Here is a 26,405-nt window from a genome sequence, read left to right on the forward strand (position 1 = left end):
GGCGATGTCGGGGCGAGCCAGACCGGACATCGCCCCGACACGAGAAGATAGGCAGGCCGATGCAGATGCATCCGCCCGTCCTGCAGACTGCCCATCAGCTGTTCTTGAGACGGAAGGTCTCGTGGCAGCCGCCGCATTCCTTGCCGATCGCAGGCGCGACCGCCTTCAGGCTGTCGAGGTCTTTCACCTTGGCCTTGGCTTCGGTGACGACCTTGGCGAAGCTGTCGATCTTGGCTTGGAAGCCGGCCTTGTCTTCCCAGATCTTCGGCGAGGGGCTGTAATCGCCTCCGAATTTCGCCGCCTTCAGGCTGTCCGGAAACATCGTCGGCAGCTTCTTGGCGGTCTCGTCGAGCTGCGCGAGCGCGGCATTGACCGCGGTCTGGTCGTAAGGCTTCTCGCCCTTGACCATCGCGATCATCACGCCGCCAAGATTCTTCGCATTGGCTTTCATGGTCTCCTGGTCATGCTTGACCAGATCCTGCTGTGCCATCACAGCGCCTGCCCCCAGCAGCAATGCTGCAACGGCTACCACAGTCCGCTTCATCAATTCGCTCCATTGTTGTCGCAATCCCACCCAGCCTTCCTGGGCGGGGCAAACCTGTCGTTCAACCCCAGTGCCGGCGGCTTATTCCGGAATTGAGGCGGATGTCGGGGAAGCTACCTACAGACTATGACGCCGATGTTGCTCGCGAATGGCGATCCAGATCCGCTCGGGCGTGGCCGGCATATCGACATGGTCGACCTTGCACTCGCGCCACAGCGCATCGATGATCGCGTTGACCACCGCCGGACATGATCCGATCGCACCGGCTTCACCGGCGCCCTTCACCCCCATCGGGTTGGTCTTGCACGGGACGTTATGGGTCTCGAACACAAAATGCGGCGCATCGGCCGCACGCGGCAGCGCGTAATCCATGTAGCTGCCGGTGACCAGCTGCGCGTCCGCGGCGTTGTAGACCACCTGCTCCATCAGCGCCTGACCGATGCCCTGCACCGCACCCCCGTGCACCTGGCCGGCGAGCAGCAGCGGATTCAGCGTGACACCGAAATCGTCGACGATCACGTAGTTGACGATCCTGGTGATGCCGGTTGCGGGATCGATCTCGACCTCGGCAACATGGGTGCCGTTCGGATAGGTGCCGTCCGCGCTCGCGAAGGTTGCGCTGCCGCTGAGCTTGGCGGGATCGACGCCCGGGCGCTTGGCGAGATCGGCGAAACTGATGGCACGGTCGGTGCCAGCAACACGCACACGCCCTTCGGAAATTTCGAGATCGCCGACGCCGGCCTCGAGCGCTTCGGCCGCGACCTGCTTCAGCTTGTCGCCGAGTTCATGGGTCGCGCGCTGCACGCTGACGCCGCCCGAAGGAATCGAGGCCGAGCCGCCGGTGCCGAGGCCCGTCGCAACCTCATCGGTGTCGCCCTGATGGATGTGCACGCGCTCCGGCGGCAAGCCGAACTGCTCGGCCACGATCTGCGCATAGGCGGTCTGATGGCCCTGCCCGCTCGACTGGGTGCCGATCAGGATGGTGACGTCGCCATTGGGATCGAGGCGAACGTTGGCAGTCTCCTCGCCCATCGTGCCACAGACCTCGACATAGCTCGCAAGGCCGATGCCCCGGATCAGCTCATGCTTCTTCGCCGCCCTCGCGCGCTTGGGAAACTCCTTCCAGTCGGCGATCTCCATCGCGCGCTTGAGATGGGCGGCGAAGTCGCCGGAATCGTAGACCTTGCCGGTCGCGGTCTTGTAGGGCAGCGCGCGCGGCGGAATGAAGTTCTTCTTGCGGATCGCATCCACGCTCATATCGAGCTTGCGGGCGCAGGCATCGACCAGACGCTCGATCACATAGGCAGCCTCGGGCCGGCCGGCGCCGCGATAGGCGTCCACCGGAACGGTGTGGGTGAAGACGGTGCGGACGCGGCAGTGGAACGCCTGGATATCGTAGAGCCCCGGCAGCATGCCGGCACCGCCATGCGGGATATAGGGCGCAAAGGTCGAGAGGTAGGCGCCCATGTCGCCCATCAGGTCGACATCCATTCCCAAGAACTTGCCGTCCTCGGCAAGCGCCATCTTCGCGACGGTCACGTTGTCGCGCCCCTGCGCATCGCCCATGAAATGTTCGGCGCGGTCAGCGGCCCAGCGCACCGACTTGCGCAGGTGGCGAGCGGCGACCGCGAGCAGCGCATATTCCCGATAGGGAAACAGCTTCGTGCCGAAACCGCCGCCGACATCGGGGCAGATCACGCGCATCTTCTCGACCGGGATCTTCAGCACGTTCTGGCACAGGATATCGCGCAAGCGATGGCTGCCCTGGCTGCCGGCCGTGAGCGTCAGATGGTCGCGCTTGACGTCGTATTCGCAGACGGCAGCCCGCGTCTCCATGAAGCTTGCGACCACGCGCGGATTGACGATCCTGACCTCGGCTACAGCATGAGCCTTGGCGAACGCCGCGTCCGCTGCGCTCTTGTCGCCGATCGAGACGTCGAACAGAACATTGCCCGGATGATCGGGCCAGACCTGCGGTGCGCCGGGCTTGACCGCATTGGCGACGCCGGTGACCGCCGGCAAGGTGGTCCAGTTGACCTCGATCGCCTCCAACGCATCGCGGGCGTGATCGAGCGTATCGGCAACCACGAAGGCCACGGCGTCGCCGACATGGCGCACCTCGTCCTTGGCGAGGATCGGGTAAGGCGGCGCGGTGAAGGGGTCGGTTTCCAGATTGAACAGGCAGGGCAGTCCGCCGAGATCCGCGACATCGTCGGCCGTCAGAATCAGGGCTACACCGGGCAACAGCCGCGCCTGGCTGACATTAATCGTGAACTTGGCGTGCGCATGCGGCGAGCGCAGCACCAGCGCATGCAATGCAGCCGATGGCGCGAGATCATCGGTGTAGCGGCCTTTGCCACGGATCAGTGCGTCGTCCTCCTTACGGAGAACGCTCTGACCGACGCCGAATTTGATTGGAGCTGTCATCTTGTTCCACTTCCCGTTGCGTTCCTCGCAATATTGCCAGCATATTGCAGCGGATCGCCGGGCCACGCAAACGCTTCGCGGCATCCACGATTGATGCTGCGTCGCATCCGCGTGGCGGGAGGTGCCCCTCGCCGCCACGCGCACCCGACAATCAGTGCTGGTGCATCTGCTTCATCGCCGAATCGGAGGAAGCGGCCGCTCCCTCCTGCCCGACGGGACCTTGGGCCCCGACCGCGAGGATATCGAGCAGGGTCGCAACCTTGCCCGCGCGCTCGAACTCCAGCACCAAGACCGTCTCCTGTCCCTGCACCAGCGGTGCCTTGAGCCCATTCAACATCAAGTGAATCCCGCCGGGCGCGAGGGTCACCGTCTGTCCGGGAGCAATCGCAAGGCCCTGCTCCAATGATCTCATCGTCATGACGCCATCATGCGTGACCATCTCATGAATCTCGGCCCTCTCGGCGAGGTCTGAACTGACGGCAATCAGACGGTCCGGCTCGGGACCGGCATTGGTGATGGTCAGATAGCCCGCTCCGACCTTGGCACCGGCAGGTGTCGCCCGACACCAGGCCGAGGAGATCGCTATGGCGCCCTTTGAAACTCCAGCCAAGGGGCCGGCAGCCGAGAGACGCAGCAGCGGAGCCGGATATTTCAGCGTGTGCGGGTCCTGCCCGGTCGCAGCCAGCTCGACCCACTTCGTAACCCCGGTCTCGCAATCCTGGACGGCGGGAAAGGCCAGCACGTCGCCGGGCTTGAACGTGTCGGCGATGAAGCCGGAAAACGCAAACTCGTCGTAGAAGGAATCCTCCAGGCGGCCGCCGCTCCAGGTGATTTCCTTGACACCTTCGGCGAGCTGCTGGCCGTGCATGAACGGATAGGCCCGCGCGTAGGCGCCCTTCTTCACTTCGACCGTCCAGCCCGGCTTGGGCATCGGCTTCACCGCGATCATGCCCTCCAGCACCGACACGGTCAGACGAATGGTGGCCGATCCCTCGCAGCCATGCGGCACCGCCAGCACGGCCTTGAAGGATTTTCCGATCCGCGCCTCGGGCTTGTCGAGCACGACATGGGCCGAGGCGGGTTGGCCGACGATGATGGCAAGCAGACCGACTGCTGCAGCTGTGATCGATTTCAAGACATACCTCCGATCATTGACGTAATTCGCCGTCCATGCGGACGACACCTTCGAAGCTCGACAGCAACGCAAGGCGGTCGCGCGTCAGTTGCTGCTCGCTCGCGGCCAGTGCCGCCACGAGTTCGGCGGCGTCGGACGACGACACACCGGCGAGCCTGAGCGCCGCGGAATCCTTGATTCCGTCGCCGGCACACAGAACCAGGCGCCACCCGTTCGCGCCGTGCCTGAGCAGCGCGCGACCGCCGGTGGCGCCTTGTGTCCAATCCGCGATCGCGTGTCCGCCCGACACGACGACGGGATCGACCACAAGACGCGCCTCCGGCTTGTCGAAGGTGGCCATCAGCACGTCACGGACCGCGTCTTGATCCGCACCGGCAACAGCCGCATCGGCCCTCACCAACGAAGCCACGGCCATGAGGGCCTTCAGGATCGTCATCCTCATAGCCTCCACCTCATGCCTGCATAGACCGCCCGACCATTGCCGGGGTTGAACAGGGTCGAGGCCGCAGTAGCGCGGTCGATGATGCTGGTCGCCGCGATATAGGCTTTGTTGCCGAGGTTGCGGCCCTCGACATAGGCGGAAAAGTTCCTGCCGTCGTCATAGGCGGCCTTCAGGCCCCAGATCAGATAGGGCTCGGTCGTCAGCGTGTTGGCGCTGTCGACGTAATAGGCTTGCGGAATCCATTCGATGTTCGGACCGACGGAGAAGCCGCTCGGATGCTTGTAGAGCAATTCCGCGCGCAGGAAATGCGGTGGCGCGCCGGGCAGCCGGTTGTTGCCCCAGGTCGCATCGTTGACATAGCGGAAATCGCTGTAAGTGTAGGCTAGGTTGAGCCAGATCCTGTCGGGCGCGCCGGCATGGACCGCGAGTCCTTTGAACAGGCTGACGCCAAGCCCCGCTTCGACGCCCTGGTGCATCGTCCGATCGGCATTGGTGACGTTGCACGTCCCGAACGACGAATAGAAGCACTGCAGCTCGTTGCGGAGATCGGCATGGTACAACGCGAGATCCCAGGTCACGTCCGGTCGGCGGCCGCGGGTGCCGATCTCATAGGTCGTCGCCGTCTGCGCCTTGATGTCGAAGAACGGGATGGTCGGAAAGGTCGGATTGAGGAAGTTCGGCGCGACGCTTTCGCCGAAGCTGGGCGCCTCACCGCTGCGGGACACGTTGGCGAACACCTGCCAGGACGGATCGACATCCCAGAGAAGGCCCAGCTTGGGGCTAAAGATGTTGAAAGTGCTGGCGCCGGGCACGTCGCCATTGAGTGAGAAGTTGACCTGCTGCGCCCGGACTGCGTGCAGGAACTGTGCGCCCGCGATCAGCGAGACGCTCGGCACCACGTACCAGGCGTTCTCCGCGTAGAGCGTGTAGTTCTCCGGCTTCTGCAGCAGCGACGACAGCTGCGCACCCTTGTTGCCGCCGATATTGGCGAACTGATCGGCGTCGATGGTGCCGTTCAGGATGTTGAGGCCGACCGTGAAACGGTTGCGGTGCCCGCCGATGATCCGGTCGTCGACCGCGCGCACGAAGCCGCCATAGTCATGGTAGCGGTAGTCGAGCCACTGATAGATGGGATGCATCAGATGGCGCTCGACCGCGAACACGCCGAAATCGATCTCGGTGTTGTCGAGCCGGATCGTCGATTTGTTGGCGATCCGGACCGTATCGATGTTGCGCTGCCAGTCGTTGACGACGTTGGCGGTCGCGGCGGTCCTCGGCGAATTCAGCGCACTGTCCTTGGTGACCTCGCCCGGAATGCGCTGCCGGACCGTGTTGGCATTCAGATAGAAGCGGGTCTCGAACTCGGGCGAGAACTGATAGCCGAAATTGGCGCTGGCGCGCTCACCGTTGCCCCAGCCGTGATCGCGGTAGCCATCCTGACGCCAGGCCGATCCCGTCACGAAATAGTCGGCCGGACCGCTCGCGCCGCCGGAGGAGACCTGGCTACGCAGATAGCCGAAGGCGCCGGCATCGAGACGCGTGTCGAACCAGGATGCATCGCGTCCCGTCGGCATCACGAAGTTGATCGCGCCGCCGAGCGCATTGGCGCCGAACTGCAGGGCATTGGCGCCCTTGTAGACTTCGACATAACGGTAAGCCGTCGGATCGATTTCCTGGAAGTCGCCGTAACCGTCCGACGTGTTGATCGGGATGCCGTCCATATAGAGCTGGGTCCCGCGCAGGTGATAATTGCGCGACAGGCCCGAACCGCGGATCGCCAGACGGGTGTCGTCGCCCCATTTCGGCTGGGCGAACACGCCGGGAACGTAATCCAGCACGTCCTTGATGGTCTGCGCTGGCGCATTCTTGTAGGCGGTGTCCGGCACGAGGGCGACGGCGCCGGGCGTCTGCTCGATCGCGCGAGTGGCCCGCTGCGTGTCCGGCACGGTCAGGCTGGCGGAAGGCTGGGCGGGTGCGGTCGCCGGCTGGGACGCAGTCGGTTGTGGCGCGCGCCCTGCACGCCGGGCCTGCTCGGTGCTGGACCTCGCGGACCTCGCCTGTTGCGGCTGCGGCGGCTCGACATTGACCGGCGGCAGTTGTGAGCTCTGTTGCGCCTGAGCCGAGGCGTAGGATGACGACGTGACAAGGCACGTCGCCGCGCAAAGCGCGGTTACGAAACGAGACATCATGGGACCTCTGGAGAACGAAAACCTGCAAACGTCGGTTACGTGTTCTCTGGTGGTCCTTGCGAGGTGCGGGGATCGTGCAGACGGTCATCGCGCGCCGGCAGCGCCGCGGCGAGAACCTGATGGGCAGCCGCGGGGACGCGCCGGATGACGCCGGCTTCCGCCTGCGGCAGCGGCGAGGCGTGAGCTGCAAACGCGCAGATGGCGCAAAAGCCGCGATGAGGATCGGGTGACTTCGGCGCGTCGGACCCGTGGGAAATTCCGGTGTCCACGCACAGCGCTTGGGCGACGTCGAGAACCGGTGCCGACATCTGGGCCGAGACGAGGCTCGCCAGAACGACCTGCAAGGCAAAGATATAGGCGGCCGCAATGCTGACCGCCGTCCTCGCGATGCCCCGGATGTGAGTTTTCTTGATCACGCCCAATCCCCGCCTCGAACCTTATCGGCCGAACAGGTCAGGCGCAAGACAGCTCGTGTCCACAGCTCGTGTAGTTGTCCGGAAATTCGCGGAGGATGGGATAGTCCGAGCAGGTCCCATCCGTGCGTCAAAAAGGAAAGCGGGCAGCGCGCCGACTGAATTTCACAAAACCTTCGATTACGTCAGCTTCGCAGAACCAGCGCCTTGAGCCAGCGTAGGCCGAACAGGCCGAGCATCGCAGCGGCATAGATGATGGCGCCGACTACGATCAGCACGGCCAGCACAGCCTCGTCGCGGAAGCTACCGAGACCTGCGAATTGCACCTTGGCGACACCTGCGGTGAACCACAATGCTCCGGCAAGCAGGAGTCCCGTCACGGCAAAGCCGAGCAGCGAGCGGCGGAGCCGGCTATCAAACTCAAGATAGCCCTTGTGCACGGCGAAGCCGAGCACAAGAAGCAGATTGATCCAGGCGCCGATGGCGGTCGCCAGGGCGAGTCCGACTTGCGCCAAGGATCCCATCAGCAGCACCTTGAGCAGCATGTTGGCGGCAAGACCGGTCAAGGATGCCTTGACCGGGGTCGCGGTGTCCTTGCGCGCATAGAAGGTCGAGACCGCGCTGCGGATCAGCACGAACGGAATGAGGCCAACCGCGTAGGCTGCGAGCGTAGCGCCAGCCGCCGCGGCATCCCCCCGCGTGAAGGCTCCGCGCGCGAACATCGCGCGCGTGATGACATCGGGCACCGCGAGGAAGGCGGCAACGAACGGCACCGAGAACAGGAGCGTGAAATCAAAAGCGCGGCGCTGGCTCTCCATCGCCCCCTGGTGGTCATTGGCGGTGAGCCGCCGCGACATTTCCGGCAGCAGCACGGTGCCGACAGCGATCCCGATCACCCCGATCGGCAGCTGATTGAGGCGGTCGGCGTAATACAGCGCCGACAGCGCACCGGCCGGCAGAAAGGTCGCGATGATCGTATCGGCGAACATCGCAACCTGCGTGCCCATTGACCCCAAGGTCGCAGGTCCCAGGGCGCGGAAGAAGGCGCGGATGTCTTCATCGAGCTTCAGCGGCGCAAAGCGCGGCAGGCCGCCATGCCGGGCCAGATCGCCCGCCAGCAGGAAATATTGCAGAAAACCGGAGATCAACACGCCCCAGGCCGCGGCATGGCCGGCGGTCGGGAAAAACGCGACCAGCGCCAAGGTCGCCATCATCGCGAGATTGAGGAAGATGGAGGCGGCTGCGGCGCTCGCGAAGCGCTGCATCACGTTGAGCATGCCGCCGTAAAGCGTCACCAGCGTGATCAGAAGCAAATAAGGGAACGTGATGCGCGTGAGCTCGATGGCGAGTTCACGCTGGGCCGGATCTTCGGTGAAGCCGGGCGCCAGGATCGTCATCGCCTGCGGCATGAACAGCCAGGCGAGGATCAGCAGCACGACCTGCGAGGCAAACAGCAAGGTGAAGATGCGGTCGGCGAACAGGCTGGCCGAGGCCTCCCCCTTCTCGCCGTGCACATGCGCATAGGCCGGCACGAAGGCGGCGTTGAAGGCGCCCTCGGCGAAGATCGCGCGGAAATGGTTCGGCAGGCGGAAGGCGACGAAGAAGGCGTCCGCCACCGGGCCGGCACCAAGGATCGCGGCCAGCATGATGTCGCGGGCGAAACCGGTGAGGCGCGACAGCAGCGTGTAACCGCCGACGGTGAAGATGCGTCCGAGCATGCGCCGCTTCTAAAGCATCGACGGACCACTTTGAAGCGGAGAACGCGAGAGCGTCCCCTCCCCCGCTGCCGGCGGAGGGACGCCCTCGATCAGGCCGACACGGCGCCGTGCACCGCCTCGATGATCCGATCCTGCGTGGCCTCGTCGAGATAGGCGTGCATCGGCAGGCTGATCACGTCGTTCGACAGCCGCTCGCTGACCGGCAGGCCGCCGTCCGCCACCGGGAAGACCCGATACGCGGTCTGCTGATGCATCGACTTCGGATAATAGATGACCGTCGGAATACCCTGCGCCTTCAAGGCGCCCTGGAACTGATCGCGGTCGACGCCCTTCGGCAGGCGGATCGTATATTGCGCCCAGACGGAGGTGCAGCCCTCCGCCAGCTCCGGCACCTTCACGACATCGGCGAGGCCGTTGGAATAGCGCTCCGCGACCTTGTTGCGCGCCGCGATCTCGTCCTCGAAGATCTTCAGCTTCTCGAGCAGGATCGCAGCCTGGATCGTATCCAGCCGCGCGGTCAGCCCGAGCCGTACGTTGTCGTATTTGTCGCTGCCCCCACCGTGGACACGGACGCTGCGCAGCTTCTCCAGGAGCTCCGCATCGTTGGTGAAGATCGCACCACCGTCGCCGAAGGCGCCGAGCGGCTTGGCCGGATAGAAGCTCGTTGCTGTCGCAAGGCCGAAGGTGCCGATGCGACGGCCCTTGTAGCTGGCGCCAAAGCCCTGGGCGGCGTCGTCGAGCACGAACAGGCCTTCGTCCCGCGCCACCGCGGCGATCACATCGTGATCGGCGCTCTGGCCGAACAGGTCGACGGGGATCACCGCTTTCGGCTTGAGCCCGAGCAGCCTGGCGGTCGCGATGCCACGACGGAGCGAGGCCGGATCGATATTGAAGGTCTCTTCCAGCACGTCGACGAACACCGGGGTCGCGCCGGTCAGCGCGACGGCTTCGCCGGTGGCGCAGAAGGTGAAGGACGGGCACAGCACCGCATCGCCAGGACCGATGCCCTGCGCCATCAGCACCATCAGCAGCGCATCGGTGCCGCTCGAGCAGCTCACCGCATATTTGGCGCCACAGAAAGCGGCGAGCTCGGACTCGAGCTGCGCGATTTCGCCACCGCCGAGGAATTGGCAATGGGCCAGCACCCGCGCAACGGCCTCATCGATCGCCGTACCGAGCCGCTGACGTTGTGCAGCGGTGTCGATGAAGGGAATGGGCTGTTGACGCAAATGCTGGTTCATGGCTGCCGTTACGATATGAGAAACACGATTGGACTGAAGAATGCCGCGGCGACTAGCCGGCTGCACGCAGCTGCTTGCGGGCGGCGGCTTCGGCCGGACGATGGCTCGACCGCTCGAGGCATTGCGTCGCGATCTCGAGGCTCGCAACGCCTTCGTCGCCGGTGACGGCCGGCCCGGTGCCGGAGCGCACCGCGTGCAGGAATGCGAGCAGTTCGGCGCGCAACGGCTCGTCATGGCCGACCGGCAGATGGCGCATCGAGTAGCTGCCGTCCGGCTTGAAGCCGAAGCACTCGGTGACCTGGCGGGTCAACAGATCGCCCATGATGTATTTGCCGCGCGTCGCCACCGTGACGTTGCGCGCCTTGAAGGGCGTCAGCCAATTGGTGTTGATGTGGGCCAGCACGCCCGAGGCGGTGCGGAATTGCAGCAGCGCGATATCCTCGCGCTCCGCCACCGCGCTCGAGAGTTGCGGCTGCACTTCAATAATGTCGGATTCGGTGAACCATCGGATGAGGTCGATGTCGTGCACGGCAAGGTCGATCACGACCCCGACATTCGACATCCGCGGCGGAAACGGACCGACGCGGGTGATCGCGATCGACAGCAGGTCCTCGCCCGCGATCGCCTTCTTGATCGCGGCGACCGCCGGGTTGAAGCGCTCGACATGGCCGATCATCAGCGTGACGTCGGCGCGATGCGCGGCGGCGACGATGTCACGTCCCTCCTCGACGCTGGAGGCGATCGGCTTCTCAACCAAAAGATGCACCTTGCGCGCAATGCAGGCGAGCGCGATCTCGTGATGCAGATGGGTGGGCGCTGCGACGGTTACCGCATCGACACCCTCCGCGACCAGCTGGTCGAGGGTTTCGAAAGTCGCGCAATTCGCAAGATCGGTGACGCGGGCGCGGTGTGCCGGAACAGGATCGACGACGCCGACAAGATGGATATTCGGCAGGCCGGCCAGCACGCGTGCGTGATTGCTTCCCATCACGCCGGCTCCGATCACGCCGACGCGCAGCGCCTGCCTCGGTTCGGCCTTGTGGCCCGCCCCCTTCAAACTCATGTCAACGACCCCATTGATGTCCCCGATCGGCTGGCTTGCAGTGAATCCGCCGCAAATCAGCCGGGCGAAGGCTGTCTAGCACGTCGTCCCAGACGAGGCGAACGCGGAAAAACCTTTCAGGACACGATTTGATTCAAAAAGTTACATCCCGGATGCAAGAAAAACCCAGCAATGTGAAGGGGCTGCGGCAACTCGCTCACCTGATGCGGGCAAGACCTCATCCCCCTCACCAAGGGCGCCGCGGCGGTGTCCTGCGGCGCCCGCCCCGGATCGCCTGTTCCATGCACGAGCTGTTCCATACACAGAGATGTTAGGGCCATGCGGTTGCAATGATGGCGGTGGCGGGCCATCAAGCCGCGCAACCGACTGCAGCTGAGAGCAGACTGCAGCTTGAGACGATTGATGCCTTACCCTGAGTTTGAGACCCAGCTCGGCGAATTGAATGAGCGGGGCCGGTTCCGTCAGCTCCGCGCCCGCGCAGGCATCGACTTCACCTCGAACGATTATCTCGGCCTCGCCGAATCCGAGGAGCTGCAGCGGGCCGCGACCGAGGCGATCGCGCGCGGCGTGCCGGTCGGCGCCGGCGGGTCCCGGCTCCTGCGCGGCAATCATGCCGAGCATGAGGCGCTGGAGGCCGAGGCCGCACGCCATTTCGGGGCGGAGACCGCGCTCTATTTCGGTGCCGGCTACACCGCCAACCATGCGCTCTTCTCGACGCTCCCCCAGCGCGGCGACATCGTGCTGTACGATGCGCTGGTGCATGCCAGCGTGCACGAGGGCCTGCGCCATTGCCGCGCGGCACATGAGAGCGTCCCGCATAATGATGCGAGCGCCTTCGATGCGAGGCTCACGCAGTGGCGCAAGGCTGGCGGCCGGGGACGGCCATGGATCGCGGTCGAAAGCGTCTACAGCATGGACGGCGACAGTCCCGATCTCGCCGATTTCATGGCTGTCGCCGACCGTCACGATGCGACCCTCGTCATCGACGAGGCGCATGCGACCGGCGTGCTCGGTCCGGACGGACGCGGTCTCGCCGCACGGCTCGAGGGCCGGGACAATGTCATAACGCTCCACACCTGCGGCAAGGCGCTCGGCACCTCCGGCGGCTTCGTGCTCGCGCCTCGAATCGTGCGCGACTTCCTGGTGAACCGCGCCCGGCCCTTCATCTTCGCGACCGCCCCCTCGCCACTGATCGCTGCCGTCACGCGTGCCGCGCTGGCGCTGTCGCGCGAGCAGCCGGATCGCCGAGAGCGACTGGCGCAGCTCGTAGTCCATGCGGCGCGCGAGCTGAAAGCACACTGCGGCCTCGACGCATCGCCGTCCCACATCCTGCCGATCATCATCGGCCCGGACGACAAGGCCGTAGCAGTCGCAGCGGCGCTGCAGGCGCAGGGCTTCGACATCCGTGCAATCCGACCGCCGACCGTGCCCGAAGGCACCGCAAGGCTGCGCATCGCGCTCACGGCCAATCTCAGCGAGGATGTGATCTCCAAGCTGTTCGACGCGACGGCGCAAGCCTTGAGGCAGCGGTCTTGACGCAGTGCCTCATCGTCACCGGCACGGATACCGGCATCGGCAAGACCGTATTCTCGGCCGGCCTCGCCGGTGCGCTTCATGGCTATTACTGGAAGCCGGTGCAATCGGGCCTCGACGGTGAAACCGATTCCGATACCGTCCGCCGCCTGTCCGGACTTGCCGCGGAACGGATCCTGCCCGAGCGCTACCGGCTGCTCACACCGGCTTCGCCGCATCTCGCCGCTGAGATCGACGGCGTCACCATCGATCCCGACCGGCTGGAGCCGCCGGCAGCGCCCGCGCCTCTCGTGATCGAAGGCGCCGGCGGCCTGATGGTGCCGCTGACGCGCGGACTTACTTACATCGATCTGTTCGCCCACTGGCGCGCGCCTTTGGTGCTGTGCGCCCGCACCACGCTCGGCACCATCAATCATACGCTGCTGTCGATCGAGGCCATCCGCGCCCGCAACATCGGCCTGATTGGCGTCGCCTTCATCGGCGACGAGAACGCGGATTCCGAGCAGACCATCGTCGCGATGGGCCGCACCCGGCATCTCGGCCGTCTGCCCCATCTGCCGCATCTCACCGCCGAGACATTGCGCACCGCCTTCGCCGCACATGTCGATGTCGGCAGCATGCTGGAGCATGTCGCATGAGATCAGCTTCACCGGTCTGGCACCCTTTCACCCAGCACGCGGTGCAGGGCGAGATCCCGACCATCGTCCGCACCGAAGGCGCGTGGCTGCAGGCTGAAGACGGACGCCGCATCTTCGATGCGATCTCGTCCTGGTGGGTGGTGACGCATGGCCATCGCTATCCGCCGATCATGGCCGCGATCAGGGCCGAGACCGAGCGGCTCGACCAGGTGATCTTCGCCGGCTTCACGCATCCTCCGGCGGAAGCGCTCGCCCGCGAGCTGGTCGCGATCACGGCGCCGGAGCTGACGCATGTGTTCTACTCCGACAGCGGCTCGACCGCGGTCGAGGTCGCGCTGAAGATGACGCTCGGCTTCTGGCTGCATTCGGGCGAGAGCCGCCGCCGCATCCTGGCGCTCGAAGGCGCCTATCACGGCGACACCATCGGCGGCATGTCGGTGGGCGAACGCGGCGTCTTCAACGCGCCTTACGAACCGCTGCTGTTCGATGTCGGCCGCCTGCCCTTCCCGCATCAGGGCCGCGAGCAGCAGACGCTGGACGCGCTCGAAGCGGCCTGCCGCGACCACGCCGTCGCAGCGCTGATCGTCGAGCCGCTGATCCTCGGCGCCGGCGGCATGCTGATCTACGCACCGGCCGTGCTTGCCGAGATGGCGCGCATCTGCCGGCGTCATGGCGTGCTCCTGATCGCCGACGAGGTGATGACCGGCTGGGGACGCACCGGAACGCTGTTTGCCTGCGACCAGGCCGGAATCGCCTCCGACATCGCCTGCACGTCCAAGGGACTGACCGGCGGCGTGATGCCGCTCGCGGTCACGTTGTGCAGCGATCCGATCTTTGCAGCTCATTACGACGAGGACCGGCGCAAGACGTTCTTCCACTCGTCCTCCTACACCGCCAATCCGATCGCCTGTGCCGCTGCGCTCGCGAACGTGCAGACGTGGCAGCGCGAGCCGGTGATGCAGCGGATCGCGGCGCTCGCTGCTGTCCATGCCGGGGCGCTCGATCGCTTCCGCGACGACAGGCGGTTTGCGAATATCCGCCAGCTCGGCACCATCGCCGCGCTCGATCTGGTCGTGCCCGACGCCGGCTATCTCGCCGATATCGGCCCCCGCCTCTACCGCCACTTCCTCGCGCGCGACCTTCTGGTCCGCCCGCTCGGGAACACGATCTACCTGATGCCGCCCTATTGCAGCACCGAGGCCGAGATCGGGCGCGTCTACGACGCGATCGCCGCGATCGATCTCTGAACGCGGGCGCGCGTCCGCGGCACCACGGCTCACGAAACCGTGTGCGCGCGTCAGCGTAACGCCTCGGCCGCTTGCGCGAAACGACTGCAGTGAGATTTCACTCAGGAGCATCCCATGCTGTCGCGCGCGTCCGTTCTGTTCACCCTCGCTTTCGGCCTTGCGCCGCTTGCCGCAGAAGCGGCCGACCGGCCGGTCGTGGTCGAGCTCTTCACCTCGCAGGGCTGCTCGTCCTGCCCGCCGGCCAACGCCTACCTCAACGACCTCGCGCGCGACCGCCACGACGTGCTGCCGCTCGCGTTCCACGTCACCTATTGGGACCGGCTCGGCTGGAAAGACCCGTTCTCCCTGGAAGCTGCCACCGACCGCCAGGCGCGCTATGGCAACCGCTTCGGCGACGGCTCCTACACGCCGGAGATCGTCGTCGACGGCGTCTCGGGTCACGTCGGCTCTCGCCGGAGCGAAGTCGGTGCGGCGATCGATCGCGCCAAGGCTGCGAACCAGACCGCGACAGACGTGCGTCTCAGCCGCAACTCCGGCAAGCTGCAGATCGAGATCGGCCATGGCGACGGCCGCGGCCGTGTGCTGCTGGTCGGCTTCGATCACTACCACAAGACCGCCATCCGCCGCGGCGAGAACGACGGCCGCACCTTCGAGGAGCTCAACGTGGTGCGCTCGGTGCGTCCGGTCGGCGATTGGCAGGGCGCGCCACTGCGTCTCACCGAGCAATTGCCCGAGGGCGAAGATGCCGCGGTGATCGTGGAGGCGCCGGATGGCCGCATCGTCGGTGCGGCCAGGCTCTAAGTTCAGCACCATCTCAACACCGATTGAGGCGTGAGGTCTGAAGCATGAGGTCTGCCGACACCCACTGCGCTGTCGTCCCGGCCTTGCGCCTGGGTCAAGCCCGGGACGACACCGAATTTGCTGAACGATTTTTCCAAACAATAGACTACGTTCCCGCGACGCATGAGGCGCCCGAGTTGTACAGATCGCGTGCCCTCGAAAAACGAGAGGGCGCAGGGAAGGCCGGACCTCGGCTGAGGTCCGTGGCCCGCCTGCTAAAAAAATGCAGGCGGCAGGTACCACGGGTTCAGCCGGACGACCCGGCCTCCCCTGCGCGATGGTTTTAACGGCTGCTTCGCGATCTCCCCGGTGCACGGGCTTTTTGGCCACCGCCGCGCGAGGCAAAGCCTCATGCGCGGGACACCAGCGTCGGGGTATCTGGACGACGCGACTTGACCGTCCGCATCGAGCTTGCTCGCCGGCCTGCAAGTGCAGACCCCAAGCCTGATGCGTCCACCGCTCCCCGCCGCTAACGCCTCGTGACGATCGGCCGAAACGCCCCTCTTCATCGCCGCGGGATAAACGAGATCATCGTTGTGATTTGCCCGACATGGCAACGCTAGAGGCGTGCGGCAAACTGGCACGACGGGCAGTTCGGACATGAGGGGGATGCTGGGACTGCCCGTCGGGTGGGGCGTGGCGTCGAGGCCGCGAGCACGCCGGCTTGCTCCAATGACGTCGCGAAGTCCCGTCCTCTCCAATTGCGCGCCGCTCACGCCAAGCTTATATTGCTCACACGTCCATTGCAGATGGATCATTCCATGAGATCGACCACCTTGACCCTGCGTGTCGATACCAGCGTGAACGAACGGCTGGAACGTTTGGCCAAGAGCACGGGTCGTAGTCGTGCGGTTCTCGCCGCCGAAGCGATCAACGAATATCTCGACCTCAATGAATCGCAGGTGAGCGGCATCAAGCGCGCCATTGCGTCGCTCGATCGCGGCGAGGCGATCCCGCACGACGAGGTCAGGGATTGGGTTGCCTCCTGGGGGAGCGCGGGCGAGAAGCCTGCTCCCGAGCGCACGTCCAAGAACGGCTCGAAAAGCTCCCCCAAGGGTTCGTGACCCCCGTCTGGTCTCCCGAGGCGATTGCCGACCTCGTCGCTTTGCGGGCTTACATCGCGCAGGACAATCCGACCGCAGCACGACGGGTCGCGCTTCATATTATCCGGAACATCGAGACATTGCTGCCAAGTCGCCCTGAAATGGGACGGCCCGGGCGCGTTCCAGGAACCCGTGAGCTCGTGATTCCGCGAACGCCGTACATCGTGCCGTATCGGCTGGTCGACGACACGATTCAGATTCTCCGCGTCTTCCACAGTGCACGGCAATGGCCTCAGTCCTTATGAGACGGGATCGAACATAGGTCCCAGCCGATCGAGCTTGGTCGAAGAGGTCCCAGTCCTGAGTGCTATGCACTCGTGGTCGATGCAACTCGCGCGTCTCCTAAAGTTCATACAACTACAAAGGTTGTTGTTTGAGAGATTGAATGACTAACCGGGCAGCATGACATCCGCAAACATGGCTGCAATGGGCTTGAGCTTCTTGGTCATTGCGCCCCTTCTCATGATGGTGCGCGATCAGCCCGAAGCCACGGCACAGTACCGACGCCAGAAGGCGCGGTAGCCTTGCTCGACCTTGCGCGTGTAGAGCGCACCATCGCCGGCTGGCGAGCCTGCCACCATCTGCGGCAATTCGGCGCGCAGCTTGGCCAAGGCCTCCGGCTGGGCTGCGAAGTTGAGCGCGGTCGCGATGTAACCGTCGTCATCGGCCCCCACCCAGTCACCAAGGCCCACCGCGGTGACGATGCCGGCCGCGGCGCGCGAGGCCGAGCTGTTGCCGAGCTTTGCGACGACAGGCACGCCCGCCTGCAGCGATTCCCAGGTGCTGACGCCGCCATTCTGCGGGAATGGATCGAGCGAGATGTCGATATTGGCGAACTGCGCAAGGTGCTGATCGCGCGAGGAAAGACCGAGACAGGTGACGCGCTCCGCGGCGACCCCGTGGGCCACGAAGCGGCTGACCAGGCCGTCGCGCAGGAAGGAATCCTCGAGCGCACCGTGCTTGATGACGATCCTGGAGTCCGGCAGCTCCTGCATAAGCTTCGACCACACCGCCAGAGCCGGATCGGAGATCTTGTCGATCCGGTTGAACACGCCGAAGGTCACGTAGCCGTTGCGCAGCATCGGCAGCGGTGTCGGCTGCAGGCCCTGCAGCGGCTCGGTGGTGATGACGGCAGGCAGATCATGGACCTGCTCGGCGAACAGATGGCGCACCTCCGCCGGCACGGTGACCGGATCGGCGAAGAAGTAGTCGATGGTCGGCAGGCCCGTCCCGGTCCCGCTGCCCCAGGCCGTGACCTGAACCGGCGCCGGCTTGCGCGCAAACACGGTGAGGCGGTTGCCCGCTGAATGACCGGACAGATCGACCAGGATATCGACCTGGTCGGCCTCGATGCGCGCGGCAAGCTCTTCGTCCGACATCTGCCAGGCGTCGACCCAGATATCGGCCAGGGATCTGCACTGCGCCGTCATGCCGTCCTGTGTCGGCGAGCACGAATAACAGGCGAGCCGGAATTGTTGCCGGTCATGATTCCGCAGCACGGGCAGAAAGGTCAGCGCGGCCGAATGCGCCCTGAAGTCAGAGGAGACATAGCCGATGGTGAGGCGCCGTTCCGGATCCAGATCACGCAGCGGCCGAGGCCGCTGCTGAATGTGGCTGCCGATCCGCCGCCACCATTCGCGTCTCACCGCCTGGTGCTGGGCGAAGTCGCTGTCGGGCATGAAATCCAGCGCGAAGATCTTTGCGGTGATCGCATCGCCGTAGTCCGGCTTGATCTCGAGGGCCCGCTCGAAATGCCGCAGCGATGTGGCGATGTCACCCTGTTTGGCAAAACACTCGCCGAGCCAGGTCCAGGCGGCCTCGGAGACCGGGTTCTGCTCCAGCACCTTGCGCAGCGCCTCCATGGCGGGGGCGACATTGTCCTTCATCACATGGATCTGGGCCCGCCCGAGCAGCGCCACCTCCTGCAGCGGCTCGATCGCCAGCGCAGCGTCGTAATCCGCCGCCGCCGGATCGAGCCGTCCGACCTGCTGATGCAGGCGGCCGCGATGTGCCAGCACCAGAGCGACAGCTGGCTTGAGCGCGAGCGCGGCATCGAAGGCGGCCAGCGCGGCGTCGTAATGGCGCAGGTTGATGCTGACGAGCCCCTTGCCGAACAGAGCCGCGGCCTGCCGCGGATTGAGGGCGAGCGCGCGGTCGAAGCTCTCGATGGCTTCGACATTGCGGTTGAGCAGGAGTTCTGTCATGCCGCGATTGCAATAGGCGTCCGCGTAGTTCGGCCTGGCCGCGAGCGCGCGATCATGCGCCTGCAACGCCTCTTCCAGCAGGCCCATCTTCATCAGCGTGTTGCCGAGCCCGGTCAGTGCGGCCGCGAAATTGGGCCTGGCCGCGATGGCGCGCTCCTGCACGGCCCGCGCTTCCTGGTAGCGCTTGCGGCCGAACAGAGCGAGTCCAAGATTGGCCAGCGCCTCGGCGTGGCGCGGCTCGGCCGCGATCGCCTGGGTCAGCGCCTGCTCCGCGAGATCAGGCTGGCCGCTTTCCAGCGCCGAGACGCCGAGCAGATGCAGCGCATCGAAATGATCGGGCACCAGCGCCAGCGCCTGGGCACAGACCGCCTGCGCCTCGGCGTGCCGCCCGGCGCGATAGGCCGCGACCGCCTGGGGCAGCAGTGCGTCGGCCTGCTTGCGGTTCTTCTTATTGAGCCGCGCATTCTGGAAGGCGCGCGAACCGACATTGCTGGCCAAGCATGATCTCCAAAGAGGTCAACAGCTGACGCGGGGAACGCGGCGGATGCGGGTCGTCATCGGCAGTTCTCGGCGCAATAGCGCCGCCAGAAGCTGCGATAGCCCTCTTCCACCTTGCGCGTGTAGATCTCGACATTGCCGGCGGCGGAGGCCCCAACCCGCTGCGGGAGTTCAGCGCGCACCGCCGCGAGTGCGGCGGGATCGACCGCGAAACGCCGCGCGATCGCGATGTAGCCCGCATCATCCTCGGCGACCCAATCATCGAGGCCGACCGCCGTGACGATGGCGCCGGCGGCACGGGAGGCCGCGCTCATCCCGAGCTTGGCGATCACGGGCACACCGGCCTGCAACGATTCCCAGGTGCTGACGCCGCCGTTCTGCGGGAACGGATCGAGCGAGATGTCGATCTTGGCAAACTCCGCCAGATGCTGGTCGCGCGCCGAGGCGCCGAGGCAGGTGATCCGCTCCGGCGCCACGCCGTGGGCAGCGAAACGCCCGATGAGCCCGTCGCGGAGGAAGGCGTCGTCGAGCGCGGCGTTCTTGATCACGATTCTCGAGTCCGGCAGCTCCTGCAGCAACCGCGCCCAGAGGGCCAGCGCCGGGTCGGAGAGCTTGTCGATCCGGTTGAACACGCCGAAGGTCACATAGCCGTTGCGCAGCATCGGCAGCGGGCTCGGTGCCAGTCCCGGCAACGGCTCTGTCGTGATCACGGAGGGGAGATCATAGATCTGCTCGGCAAACAGCGGACGCACCGATTGCGGCATCGTGACGGGATCGCCGAAGAAGTAGTCGATGGTCGGCAGGCCCGTGCCCGTGCCGTTGCCCCAGCCCGAGACCTGAACGGGCGCCGGCTTGCGGGCGAACACTGCGAGGCGGTTGCCGACCGAATGGCCGGACAGATCGACCAGGATATCGACCTGATCGGCGTCGATGCGCGCCGCCAGTTCGTCGTCGGACATTTGCGAGGCTTCGACCCAGACATCGGCGGCCGACCGGCACAGGGCGGTCACGCTGTCCTGCTGCGCAAAGCAGGAGTAGCAGTTCACCTGGAACAGGCTGTGGTCGTGATGGCGGAGCACCGGCAGGAAGGCGAACGCCGCGGAGTGGTTGCGAAAATCCGACGACACGTAGCCGACGACGATCCGCCGGTCCGGATCGCGCTGCCGCGGCGACAGGTCGAAACGCGGAATCCTGGCCCCGATCCGCTGCCACCATTCGCGGCGCGTGGCCTGCTGAATGGCGAAATCGGCCTCAGGCAGGAAATCGAGCGTGAAGATCTTGGCGATGAGCGCATCGCTATAATCCGGCTTGATCTCGATCGCCCGGTCGAAGTGCTGGAGCGCGGTGGCGATGTCGCCCTGCTGGGCAAAGCAGGCGCCGAGCCACATCCAGGCGGCTTCGGATACCGGATTCTGCTCCAGCACCTTGCGGCAGGCTTCCATGGCCGGCGCGACGTTGTGCTTGAGCACGCCGATATGCGCCTTGCCGAGCAAGGCGGGCTCGAGGCGCGGATCGCGCGCGAGCGCCGCATCGAAATCGGCGGCCGCCTGATCCAGCCTGCCGGCCTGCAGATGGAGGCGGCCGCGCTGGGCCATGACCACAGCCGCATCCGGCTTGACCGCGAGCGCGGCGTTGAAGGCGGCGAGCGCCGCATCGAAACGGCGGAGGTTAAGGCCGACGAGCCCCTTGCCGAACAGCGCCTGCATGTGACGGGGATCGAAGGACAGCGCGCGATCGAAGCTCTGATCCGCCTCCGCGTTGCGGTCGAGCAGCAGCTGCACCACGCCGCGATTGCAATAGGCGTCGGCATAATCGGGCTTCAGGGCGATCGCCCGGTCGTGCGCCGCGATCGCCTGCTCGAACTCGGACAGCCGCCACAGCGTGTTGCCGAGCGCGGTGATCGCGGCTGCGAAGGTCGGCTTCAGCGCGACCGCGCGCTCCTGGTACTTGCGGGCCTCCTCGAAACGGCCGAGGTTGAACAGTGCGCCGCCGAGGTTGGCCTGCGCATCCACGTCTCGCGGCTCGATCGCGACCGCGCGCGTCAGCGCCGCTTCAGCATCGGCAAAGCGTCCGGTGTCCAGTGCGGACCTGCCGAGCAGTTGGAGTGCCTCGACATGATCCGGCAGCAAGGCAAGAATGTCCCGGCAGAGCGCCTGGGTGTCGGCATGGCGGCCCTGACGATAGGCCGCTGCGGCCGTCGCCAGCAGCGCGTCGGCTTGCTTGCGATGCTTCTTCTGAAGGCGCGCGTTCTGAAAGGCGCGCGAACCGACACTGCCTGCCAAGGATCGTCTCCACCGAGGTGCGATTGCGAAAACCTAACACACATGCCTGATTCGCGCGGCCAGCCCGCAGCCGCAAGCTGCGCCGCCAACGGCCCGTAGCAGCTCAGGTGCCGGCCGCGCAGAAGCGGCGCCAGAAGGTGCGATAGCCCTCCTCGACTTTGCGCGTGTAGAGCTCGACATTGCCGGCGGCCGAACTGAGGACCTGTTGCGGCAGCGTGGCCCGCAGCTGCGCGAGCGCGGCGGGGTCGGCCGCGTGACGGCGCGCGATCGCGATGTAGCCCGCATCGTCCTCGGCCACCCAATCGCTCAAGCCCACCGCCGTCACGATCGCAGCCGCCGCGCGCGAGGCCGAGCTCGAACCGAGCTTGGCGACGACAGGCACGCCCGCCTGCAGCGACTCCCAGGTGCTCACGCCGCCATTCTGCGGGAACGGATCGAGCGAGATATCGACATCGGCGAAGGCGGCAATATGCTCATGACGGATCGAGGCGCCGAGACAGGTGATACGACTCTCGGCGATGCCATGGGCCACGAAGCGCGCGATCAGCCCGTCGCGCAGCAAGGCCTGATCGAGCGCGCCGTTCTTGATCACGATCCGCGCCTCCGGCATCTGGCGCATCAGTTCCGACCACACCACCAGCACCTGATCCGAGATCTTGTCGATCCGGTTGAACACGCCGAAGGTCACATAGCCGTTGCGCAGCATCGGCAGCGGCGTCGGCTGCGCATCAGCCACCGGATCGGTGGTGATCAGGGCCGGCAGGTCATAGACCTCCTCCGCAAACAACGGACGCGCGCTCTGCGGCACCGTCACCGGATCGGCGAAGAAATAGTCGATGGTCGGCAGCCCCGTCCCGGTCGCATTGCCCCAGGCGGTGACCTGGATCGGCGCCGGCTTGCGCGCGAACAGCGACAGCCGGTGGCCGCCCGAATGGCCCGAGAGATCGACCAGGATGTCGACCTGATCGCCCTGGATGCGGTCGGCGAGTTCATCATCCGACATCTGCGAGGCATCGACCCAGATGTCGGCCGCGGCGCGGCATTGCTCGGTGACCTGATCCTTGAGCGGCGAGCAGGAGTAGCAAGCGACCTTGAAGGCTTGGCGATCCTGATGGGTCAGTACCGGCAGGAAGGTCAGCGCCGCCGAATGGCTGCGAAAATCCGAGGAGACATAGCCGATCATGAGCCGCCGCTCCGGATCCAGGTTGGATGGGGCGAGCTGCCGGCGCGCGACGCGCGCGCCGATCCGCTCCCACCACTCCCGCCGCACCGCTTGATGCATGGCGAAGTCGGAACCGGGAAAGAAGTCGAGCGCGAAGATCTTCTTGGTGATCGCCTCCTCGAAGTCAGGCTTGATCTCGAGCGCGCGATCGAAAAGCTGGATCGCACCGGCGATGTCGCCCTGCTCGGCGAGGCAGGCCCCGAGCCAGATCAGCGCCACTTCCGATAACGGGTTCTGCTGCAACACCTTGTTGCAAGCAGCCATGGCCGGGGCGACGTCGCCGTTGAGGACGTTGACATGAGCCTTGCCGAGCAGCGCGGCCTCGAGCATCGGGTCGGCAGCCAGCGCGGCATCGAAGTCGGCCTCGGCCTGATCGAAATGCCCCATCTGCAGGTGCAGGCGGCCGCGCTGCGCCAGGATCGCCGCGTTACGGGGGCTCAGCGCCAGCGCGGCGTTGAAGGAGGTCAGCGCCTGCTCGCAGTGGCGCAGATTGACGGCGACGAGGCCGAGGCCGAACGTCGCCTGCATGTGCCTGGGGTTGAGCGACAGCGCACGGTTGAAGCTCTCATAGGCGTCCTGGTGCCGCTGCATCAGCAGCTGCGTCATGCCACGGTTGCAATAGGCGTCGGCATATTCGGGCTTGGCCGCGATCGCGCGCTGGTGCGCCTCCAGCGCCTGATCGAACAGCCGCATGTTCATCAGCGTGTTGCCGAGCGTGGTGAACGCCACCGGGAAGATCGGCTTCACCGCGGTCGCCCGCTCCTGCACTTTTCGCGCTTCCTCGTAGCGCTTCTGGCTAAAGAACACGAGGCCGAGATTGATGAGCGCTTCGGCATGGCGCGGCTCGATCGCGACGGCCTGCGTCAACGCCTGCTCGGCGACATCGAGGCGACCGCAATCGAGCGCGGAGATGCCGAGCAGGTGGAGCGCCGGGAAATAATCCGGCAGCAGCTCCAGTACCTGCCTGCAGATCGCCTGGGCCTCGGCATGGCGGCCGGCACGATAGGCCGCAACGGCTGTGGGCAGCAGCGCGTCGGCCTGCTTGCGGTTTTTCTTCTGCAGACGCGCATTCTGGAATGCGCGCGAACCAATCGTGCTTTGCAAGGATGCCCCTCCGCCAGAATCTTCTGGCGAATCTAGCACGCGGCGCCTGATTCGAGAGCGGTAACCAAGCCCCTACTCGCGCCGGTAGTCATCCTCGATGCGGATGATATCATCCTCGCCGAGATAAGAGCCGGTCTGGACCTCGATCAGCTCGAGCAAGATCTTGCCGGGATTGTCCAGCCGGTGCACCGCGCCCATCGGGATGTAGATCGATTCGTTCTCGTGCACCATCGTCACCGCTTCGTTCACGGTCACGCGTGCGGTCCCGCGCACCACGATCCAATGTTCGGAGCGATGGTAATGCTTCTGCAATGACAGGCGCTGACCGGGCTTGACCACGATGCGCTTGACCTGGTGACGCTCGCCATTGTCGACCGACTGATAGCTGCCCCAGGGACGATGCACCTTGATGTGCGCCTCGGTCACCTCCGGCGCCACGGTCTTCAGCTTCGCCACCAGCCGCTTCAAGCCGTTGGCGTCCTTCTGGCGCGAGACCAGCACGGCGTCCTGGGTGGCCACCACGACGAGATCGTCCACCCCTTCGAGCGCCACCAGCGCCTTGTCGGTCACCACGTTGCAATTGCGGGAGTCCTCGAACACCGTGCTGCCGCGCGCGGCATTGCCCTGCGCGTCCTTCTCCGACAACTCCCAAACCGCGTGCCAGGAGCCGACATCGGACCAGCCACAGGAGACGGGCACGACGGCGGCCCGCCCCGTCTTCTCCATTACGGCATAGTCGATCGAAATCGGCTTGGCCGCAGCAAACCCATCCGCATCGAGGATGATGAAGCCGAGGTCGTGCCCGGCCTTGGCGACGGAGTCCGTGACCGCCTGCACGCTCGCAGCGTCGAACTTCCTGTATTCGTCGAGCAGCAAGGCGGCGCGAAACATGAAGTTGCCGCTGTTCCAGAGATAGCCATCCCTGATGTACTGCTCGGCGGTCGGCTGATCCGGCTTCTCGACAAATTTCTTCACCGCGCGCACCTGGCCCGACACGATCTCGCCGGGGCAGATATAGCCATATTCGGTGGCGGCGCGCTCGGGCGTGACACCGAAGGTGACGATCCGGCCGCTCTCGGCCGCCGCCAGGCCCTCGCGACAGGCCGCGAGAAACGCCGCAGTGTCCCGCACCACGTGATCGGCGGCGAGCGCCAGCACGATCGCTTCGCTGTCGCGCGCCCGTGCGAATGCGGCGCCGGCCGCGATCGCCGGGCCGGAGTCGCGGCGCATCGGCTCCAGCAACACGTCGGCCTCGATACCGATCTCGGCCAATTGCTCCAGCACCATGAAACGATAGGCAGCGTTGGTGATAATGATCGGCCGCTCGAACAGAGCTGCATCCGAGACCCGCAACAGCGTTTCCTGGAAGGTCGAGCGCGTGCCGAACAGCGGCAGGAACTGCTTGGGGCGTACCTCGCGCGACGCCGGCCAAAGCCGCGTGCCGGCACCGCCGCACATGATGAGAGGGATGATGCGCCTGGCCATGAAATTGCCTATCAGAAAATTTGCCCGTCAGATCCGATGATAATCACGATACCATTTGGCGAAGCGGGCAATGCCCTCTTCGATCGGCGTCGCAGGCCGGAAGCCGATGTCGCGCTCGAGGTCGGCCACATCGGCGTAGGTCGCCTCGACGTCGCCCGGCTGCATCGGAAGCATCTCCTTGATCGCCGGCCGTCCAAACTCCTTTTCCAGGAGTGATATCACGTGGGTGAGCTCTTCGGGGTGATTGTTGCCGATATTGTAAATCATCCAGGGCGCCCTGGAGCTTGCGGGATCGGGCCGGTTCCCATCCCAGTCCGGATTACCTTTCGGCGGCCGGCCGACCAGGCGGACGATCGCCTGGACCACATCGTCGACATAGGTGAAATCGCGCCGCATCCGGCCATGGTTGAACAGCCTGACCGGTTGCCCTGCCAGGATCGCCTTGGCGAAGATGAACATCGCCATGTCCGGCCGGCCCCACGGACCGTAGACCGTGAAGAAGCGCAAGCCGGTCGCCGGCAGCCCGTAGAGATGGCTGTAGGAATGCGCCATCAGCTCATTGGCCTTCTTGGTCGCGGCATACAGGCTGATCGGGTGATCGACGTTGTCCTTGACGGAGAACGGCAGCTTGGTGTTGGCGCCGTAGACCGATGAGGACGAGGCGAACAAGAGATGTTCGCAGCCATGGTGCCTGCAGCCCTCGAGGATATTGATGAAGCCTTCGAGATTGGCGTCGACATAAGCGTGCGGGTTTTCCAGCGAGTAGCGGACGCCCGCCTGCGCCGCGAGGTGAATAACGGCCGGGAAGCGATGCTGCGCGAACAGCGCCTTGATCCCAGCGCGGTCGGCCAGATCGAGCTTGACGAAGCTGAATCCGCGCTGAGTTCTGAGGATCTCGAGCCGCGCCTCCTTCAGGCGCGGATCGTAGTAGCTGTTGACGTTATCGATGCCGACAACCCGTCGGCCGTCGGCGAGCAGGCGCTGCGCGACGTGGAAACCGATGAAGCCGGCCACTCCGGTCACAAGGACGATGTCGTCTGCCATTGTCGCTCCATCATGTGCTCCGTTCCGAAGAGC

The 26,405-nt window shown here is 65.4% G+C and carries 20 protein-coding genes; 6 read left to right on the forward strand and 14 right to left on the reverse strand.

The genetic code is table 11. The features are described 5' to 3' along the window. Window positions 1–94: 94 nt before the first annotated feature. From QXZ85_RS12600 to QXZ85_RS12640, 9 genes are all read right to left on the reverse strand, one after another. Window positions 95–544, reverse strand: a complete 450-nt coding sequence (locus QXZ85_RS12600) for a c-type cytochrome (protein WP_315704365.1) — start codon at window positions 542–544, stop codon at window positions 95–97. Window positions 545–661: 117 nt separating this feature from the next. Beyond that, entirely contained in the window at window positions 662–2,971 is a 2,310-nt protein-coding gene (locus tag QXZ85_RS12605; protein WP_315704366.1) for a xanthine dehydrogenase family protein molybdopterin-binding subunit, read from the reverse strand. Between the two features lie 151 nt (window positions 2,972–3,122). Beyond that, a complete protein-coding gene (locus QXZ85_RS12610; RefSeq protein ID WP_315741884.1) occupies window positions 3,123–4,106 on the reverse strand; it encodes a DUF1775 domain-containing protein in 984 nt (327 codons plus the stop codon). 13 nt (window positions 4,107–4,119) lie between these two features. Then, on the reverse strand, window positions 4,120–4,542 hold the full coding sequence (locus QXZ85_RS12615; RefSeq protein ID WP_315729572.1) for a copper uptake system-associated protein: 423 nt from the start codon (window positions 4,540–4,542) through the stop codon (window positions 4,120–4,122). Window positions 4,543–4,544: 2 nt separating this feature from the next. Continuing rightward, window positions 4,545–6,734, reverse strand: coding sequence for a TonB-dependent receptor family protein (locus QXZ85_RS12620; protein WP_315768598.1), 2,190 nt, complete (start codon window positions 6,732–6,734; stop codon window positions 4,545–4,547). Between the two features lie 38 nt (window positions 6,735–6,772). Continuing rightward, window positions 6,773–7,153, reverse strand: coding sequence for a hypothetical protein (locus QXZ85_RS12625; RefSeq protein WP_315729574.1), 381 nt, complete (start codon window positions 7,151–7,153; stop codon window positions 6,773–6,775). A 182-nt stretch (window positions 7,154–7,335) separates the two neighbouring features. Continuing rightward, window positions 7,336–8,868: a murein biosynthesis integral membrane protein MurJ gene (gene murJ, locus QXZ85_RS12630; RefSeq protein ID WP_315768513.1), complete on the reverse strand. Its 1,533-nt coding sequence runs from the start codon at window positions 8,866–8,868 to the stop codon at window positions 7,336–7,338. Window positions 8,869–8,957: 89 nt separating this feature from the next. Next, window positions 8,958–10,109 carry a DegT/DnrJ/EryC1/StrS family aminotransferase gene (locus tag QXZ85_RS12635; RefSeq protein WP_315729576.1) on the reverse strand — a complete coding sequence of 384 codons (1,152 nt, stop codon included), beginning with the start codon at window positions 10,107–10,109 and terminating at the stop codon, window positions 8,958–8,960. A 52-nt stretch (window positions 10,110–10,161) separates the two neighbouring features. Then, complete coding sequence (locus QXZ85_RS12640) at window positions 10,162–11,172, reverse strand: Gfo/Idh/MocA family oxidoreductase (RefSeq protein WP_315704373.1); 1,011 nt, start codon at window positions 11,170–11,172, stop codon at window positions 10,162–10,164. Between the two features lie 402 nt (window positions 11,173–11,574). Here QXZ85_RS12640 and QXZ85_RS12645 point away from each other — a divergent pair, with 402 nt between their 5' ends. The 6 genes from QXZ85_RS12645 (at window position 11,575) to QXZ85_RS12670 (ending at window position 16,778) form a co-directional block, all read left to right on the forward strand. Next, window positions 11,575–12,708 (forward strand): 8-amino-7-oxononanoate synthase, encoded by a 1,134-nt coding sequence (locus QXZ85_RS12645; protein WP_316174255.1) that lies wholly within the window; start codon window positions 11,575–11,577, stop codon window positions 12,706–12,708. Next, the gene (bioD, locus tag QXZ85_RS12650; protein ID WP_316174258.1) at window positions 12,705–13,343 is read left to right on the forward strand and encodes a dethiobiotin synthase; all 639 of its coding nucleotides are present in this window, start codon (window positions 12,705–12,707) and stop codon (window positions 13,341–13,343) included. The genes QXZ85_RS12645 and bioD overlap by 4 nt, the downstream gene beginning before the upstream one ends. After that, window positions 13,340–14,590, forward strand: a complete 1,251-nt coding sequence (locus QXZ85_RS12655) for an adenosylmethionine--8-amino-7-oxononanoate transaminase (RefSeq protein WP_316174260.1) — start codon at window positions 13,340–13,342, stop codon at window positions 14,588–14,590. Before bioD ends, QXZ85_RS12655 begins: the two co-directional genes overlap by 4 nt. A gap of 114 nt (window positions 14,591–14,704) precedes the next feature. Further along, window positions 14,705–15,391 (forward strand): DUF1223 domain-containing protein, encoded by a 687-nt coding sequence (locus tag QXZ85_RS12660; protein WP_316174262.1) that lies wholly within the window; start codon window positions 14,705–14,707, stop codon window positions 15,389–15,391. Window positions 15,392–16,191: 800 nt separating this feature from the next. After that, on the forward strand, window positions 16,192–16,494 hold the full coding sequence (locus tag QXZ85_RS12665) for a CopG family ribbon-helix-helix protein (protein WP_315704378.1): 303 nt from the start codon (window positions 16,192–16,194) through the stop codon (window positions 16,492–16,494). After that, window positions 16,491–16,778, forward strand: a complete 288-nt coding sequence (locus QXZ85_RS12670) for a type II toxin-antitoxin system RelE/ParE family toxin (RefSeq protein ID WP_315704379.1) — start codon at window positions 16,491–16,493, stop codon at window positions 16,776–16,778. The genes QXZ85_RS12665 and QXZ85_RS12670 overlap by 4 nt, the downstream gene beginning before the upstream one ends. Before the next feature lie 231 nt (window positions 16,779–17,009). Here QXZ85_RS12670 and QXZ85_RS12675 read toward each other — a convergent pair whose 3' ends face one another. The 5 genes from QXZ85_RS12675 to QXZ85_RS12695 form a co-directional block, all read right to left on the reverse strand. Then, window positions 17,010–19,235, reverse strand: coding sequence for a tetratricopeptide repeat protein (locus tag QXZ85_RS12675; protein ID WP_315704380.1), 2,226 nt, complete (start codon window positions 19,233–19,235; stop codon window positions 17,010–17,012). A 56-nt stretch (window positions 19,236–19,291) separates the two neighbouring features. Beyond that, window positions 19,292–21,517: a tetratricopeptide repeat protein gene (locus tag QXZ85_RS12680; RefSeq protein WP_315741889.1), complete on the reverse strand. Its 2,226-nt coding sequence runs from the start codon at window positions 21,515–21,517 to the stop codon at window positions 19,292–19,294. A 103-nt stretch (window positions 21,518–21,620) separates the two neighbouring features. Next, window positions 21,621–23,843: a tetratricopeptide repeat protein gene (locus QXZ85_RS12685; RefSeq protein ID WP_315741890.1), complete on the reverse strand. Its 2,223-nt coding sequence runs from the start codon at window positions 23,841–23,843 to the stop codon at window positions 21,621–21,623. A 72-nt stretch (window positions 23,844–23,915) separates the two neighbouring features. Beyond that, complete coding sequence (locus tag QXZ85_RS12690; RefSeq protein WP_315729583.1) at window positions 23,916–25,328, reverse strand: mannose-1-phosphate guanylyltransferase/mannose-6-phosphate isomerase; 1,413 nt, start codon at window positions 25,326–25,328, stop codon at window positions 23,916–23,918. A gap of 27 nt (window positions 25,329–25,355) precedes the next feature. Further along, window positions 25,356–26,372, reverse strand: a complete 1,017-nt coding sequence (locus QXZ85_RS12695) for an NAD-dependent epimerase (protein WP_315704384.1) — start codon at window positions 26,370–26,372, stop codon at window positions 25,356–25,358. Window positions 26,373–26,405 lie beyond the last annotated feature (33 nt).

Source organism: Bradyrhizobium sp. SZCCHNGR1005, assembly GCF_032489995.1.
Taxonomy (GTDB): Bacteria; Pseudomonadota; Alphaproteobacteria; order Rhizobiales; family Xanthobacteraceae; genus Bradyrhizobium.

Bases quoted from the DNA above. Each gene is read 5' to 3' on its own strand.
- QXZ85_RS12645 (WP_316174255.1), top strand. From the start codon at position 11,575: ATGCCTTACCCTGAGTTTGAGACCCAGCTCGGCGAATTGAATGAGCGG.
- QXZ85_RS12695 (WP_315704384.1), bottom strand. From the start codon at position 26,372: ATGGCAGACGACATCGTCCTTGTGACCGGAGTGGCCGGCTTCATCGGT.
- QXZ85_RS12665 (WP_315704378.1), top strand. From the start codon at position 16,192: ATGAGATCGACCACCTTGACCCTGCGTGTCGATACCAGCGTGAACGAA.
- QXZ85_RS12655 (WP_316174260.1), top strand. From the start codon at position 13,340: ATGAGATCAGCTTCACCGGTCTGGCACCCTTTCACCCAGCACGCGGTG.
- QXZ85_RS12620 (WP_315768598.1), bottom strand. From the start codon at position 6,734: ATGTCTCGTTTCGTAACCGCGCTTTGCGCGGCGACGTGCCTTGTCACG.
- QXZ85_RS12635 (WP_315729576.1), bottom strand. From the start codon at position 10,109: ATGAACCAGCATTTGCGTCAACAGCCCATTCCCTTCATCGACACCGCT.
- QXZ85_RS12640 (WP_315704373.1), bottom strand. From the start codon at position 11,172: ATGAGTTTGAAGGGGGCGGGCCACAAGGCCGAACCGAGGCAGGCGCTG.
- murJ (WP_315768513.1), bottom strand. From the start codon at position 8,868: ATGCTCGGACGCATCTTCACCGTCGGCGGTTACACGCTGCTGTCGCGC.
- QXZ85_RS12690 (WP_315729583.1), bottom strand. From the start codon at position 25,328: ATGGCCAGGCGCATCATCCCTCTCATCATGTGCGGCGGTGCCGGCACG.
- QXZ85_RS12660 (WP_316174262.1), top strand. From the start codon at position 14,705: ATGCTGTCGCGCGCGTCCGTTCTGTTCACCCTCGCTTTCGGCCTTGCG.
- QXZ85_RS12605 (WP_315704366.1), bottom strand. From the start codon at position 2,971: ATGACAGCTCCAATCAAATTCGGCGTCGGTCAGAGCGTTCTCCGTAAG.
- QXZ85_RS12600 (WP_315704365.1), bottom strand. From the start codon at position 544: ATGAAGCGGACTGTGGTAGCCGTTGCAGCATTGCTGCTGGGGGCAGGC.
- QXZ85_RS12615 (WP_315729572.1), bottom strand. From the start codon at position 4,542: ATGACGATCCTGAAGGCCCTCATGGCCGTGGCTTCGTTGGTGAGGGCC.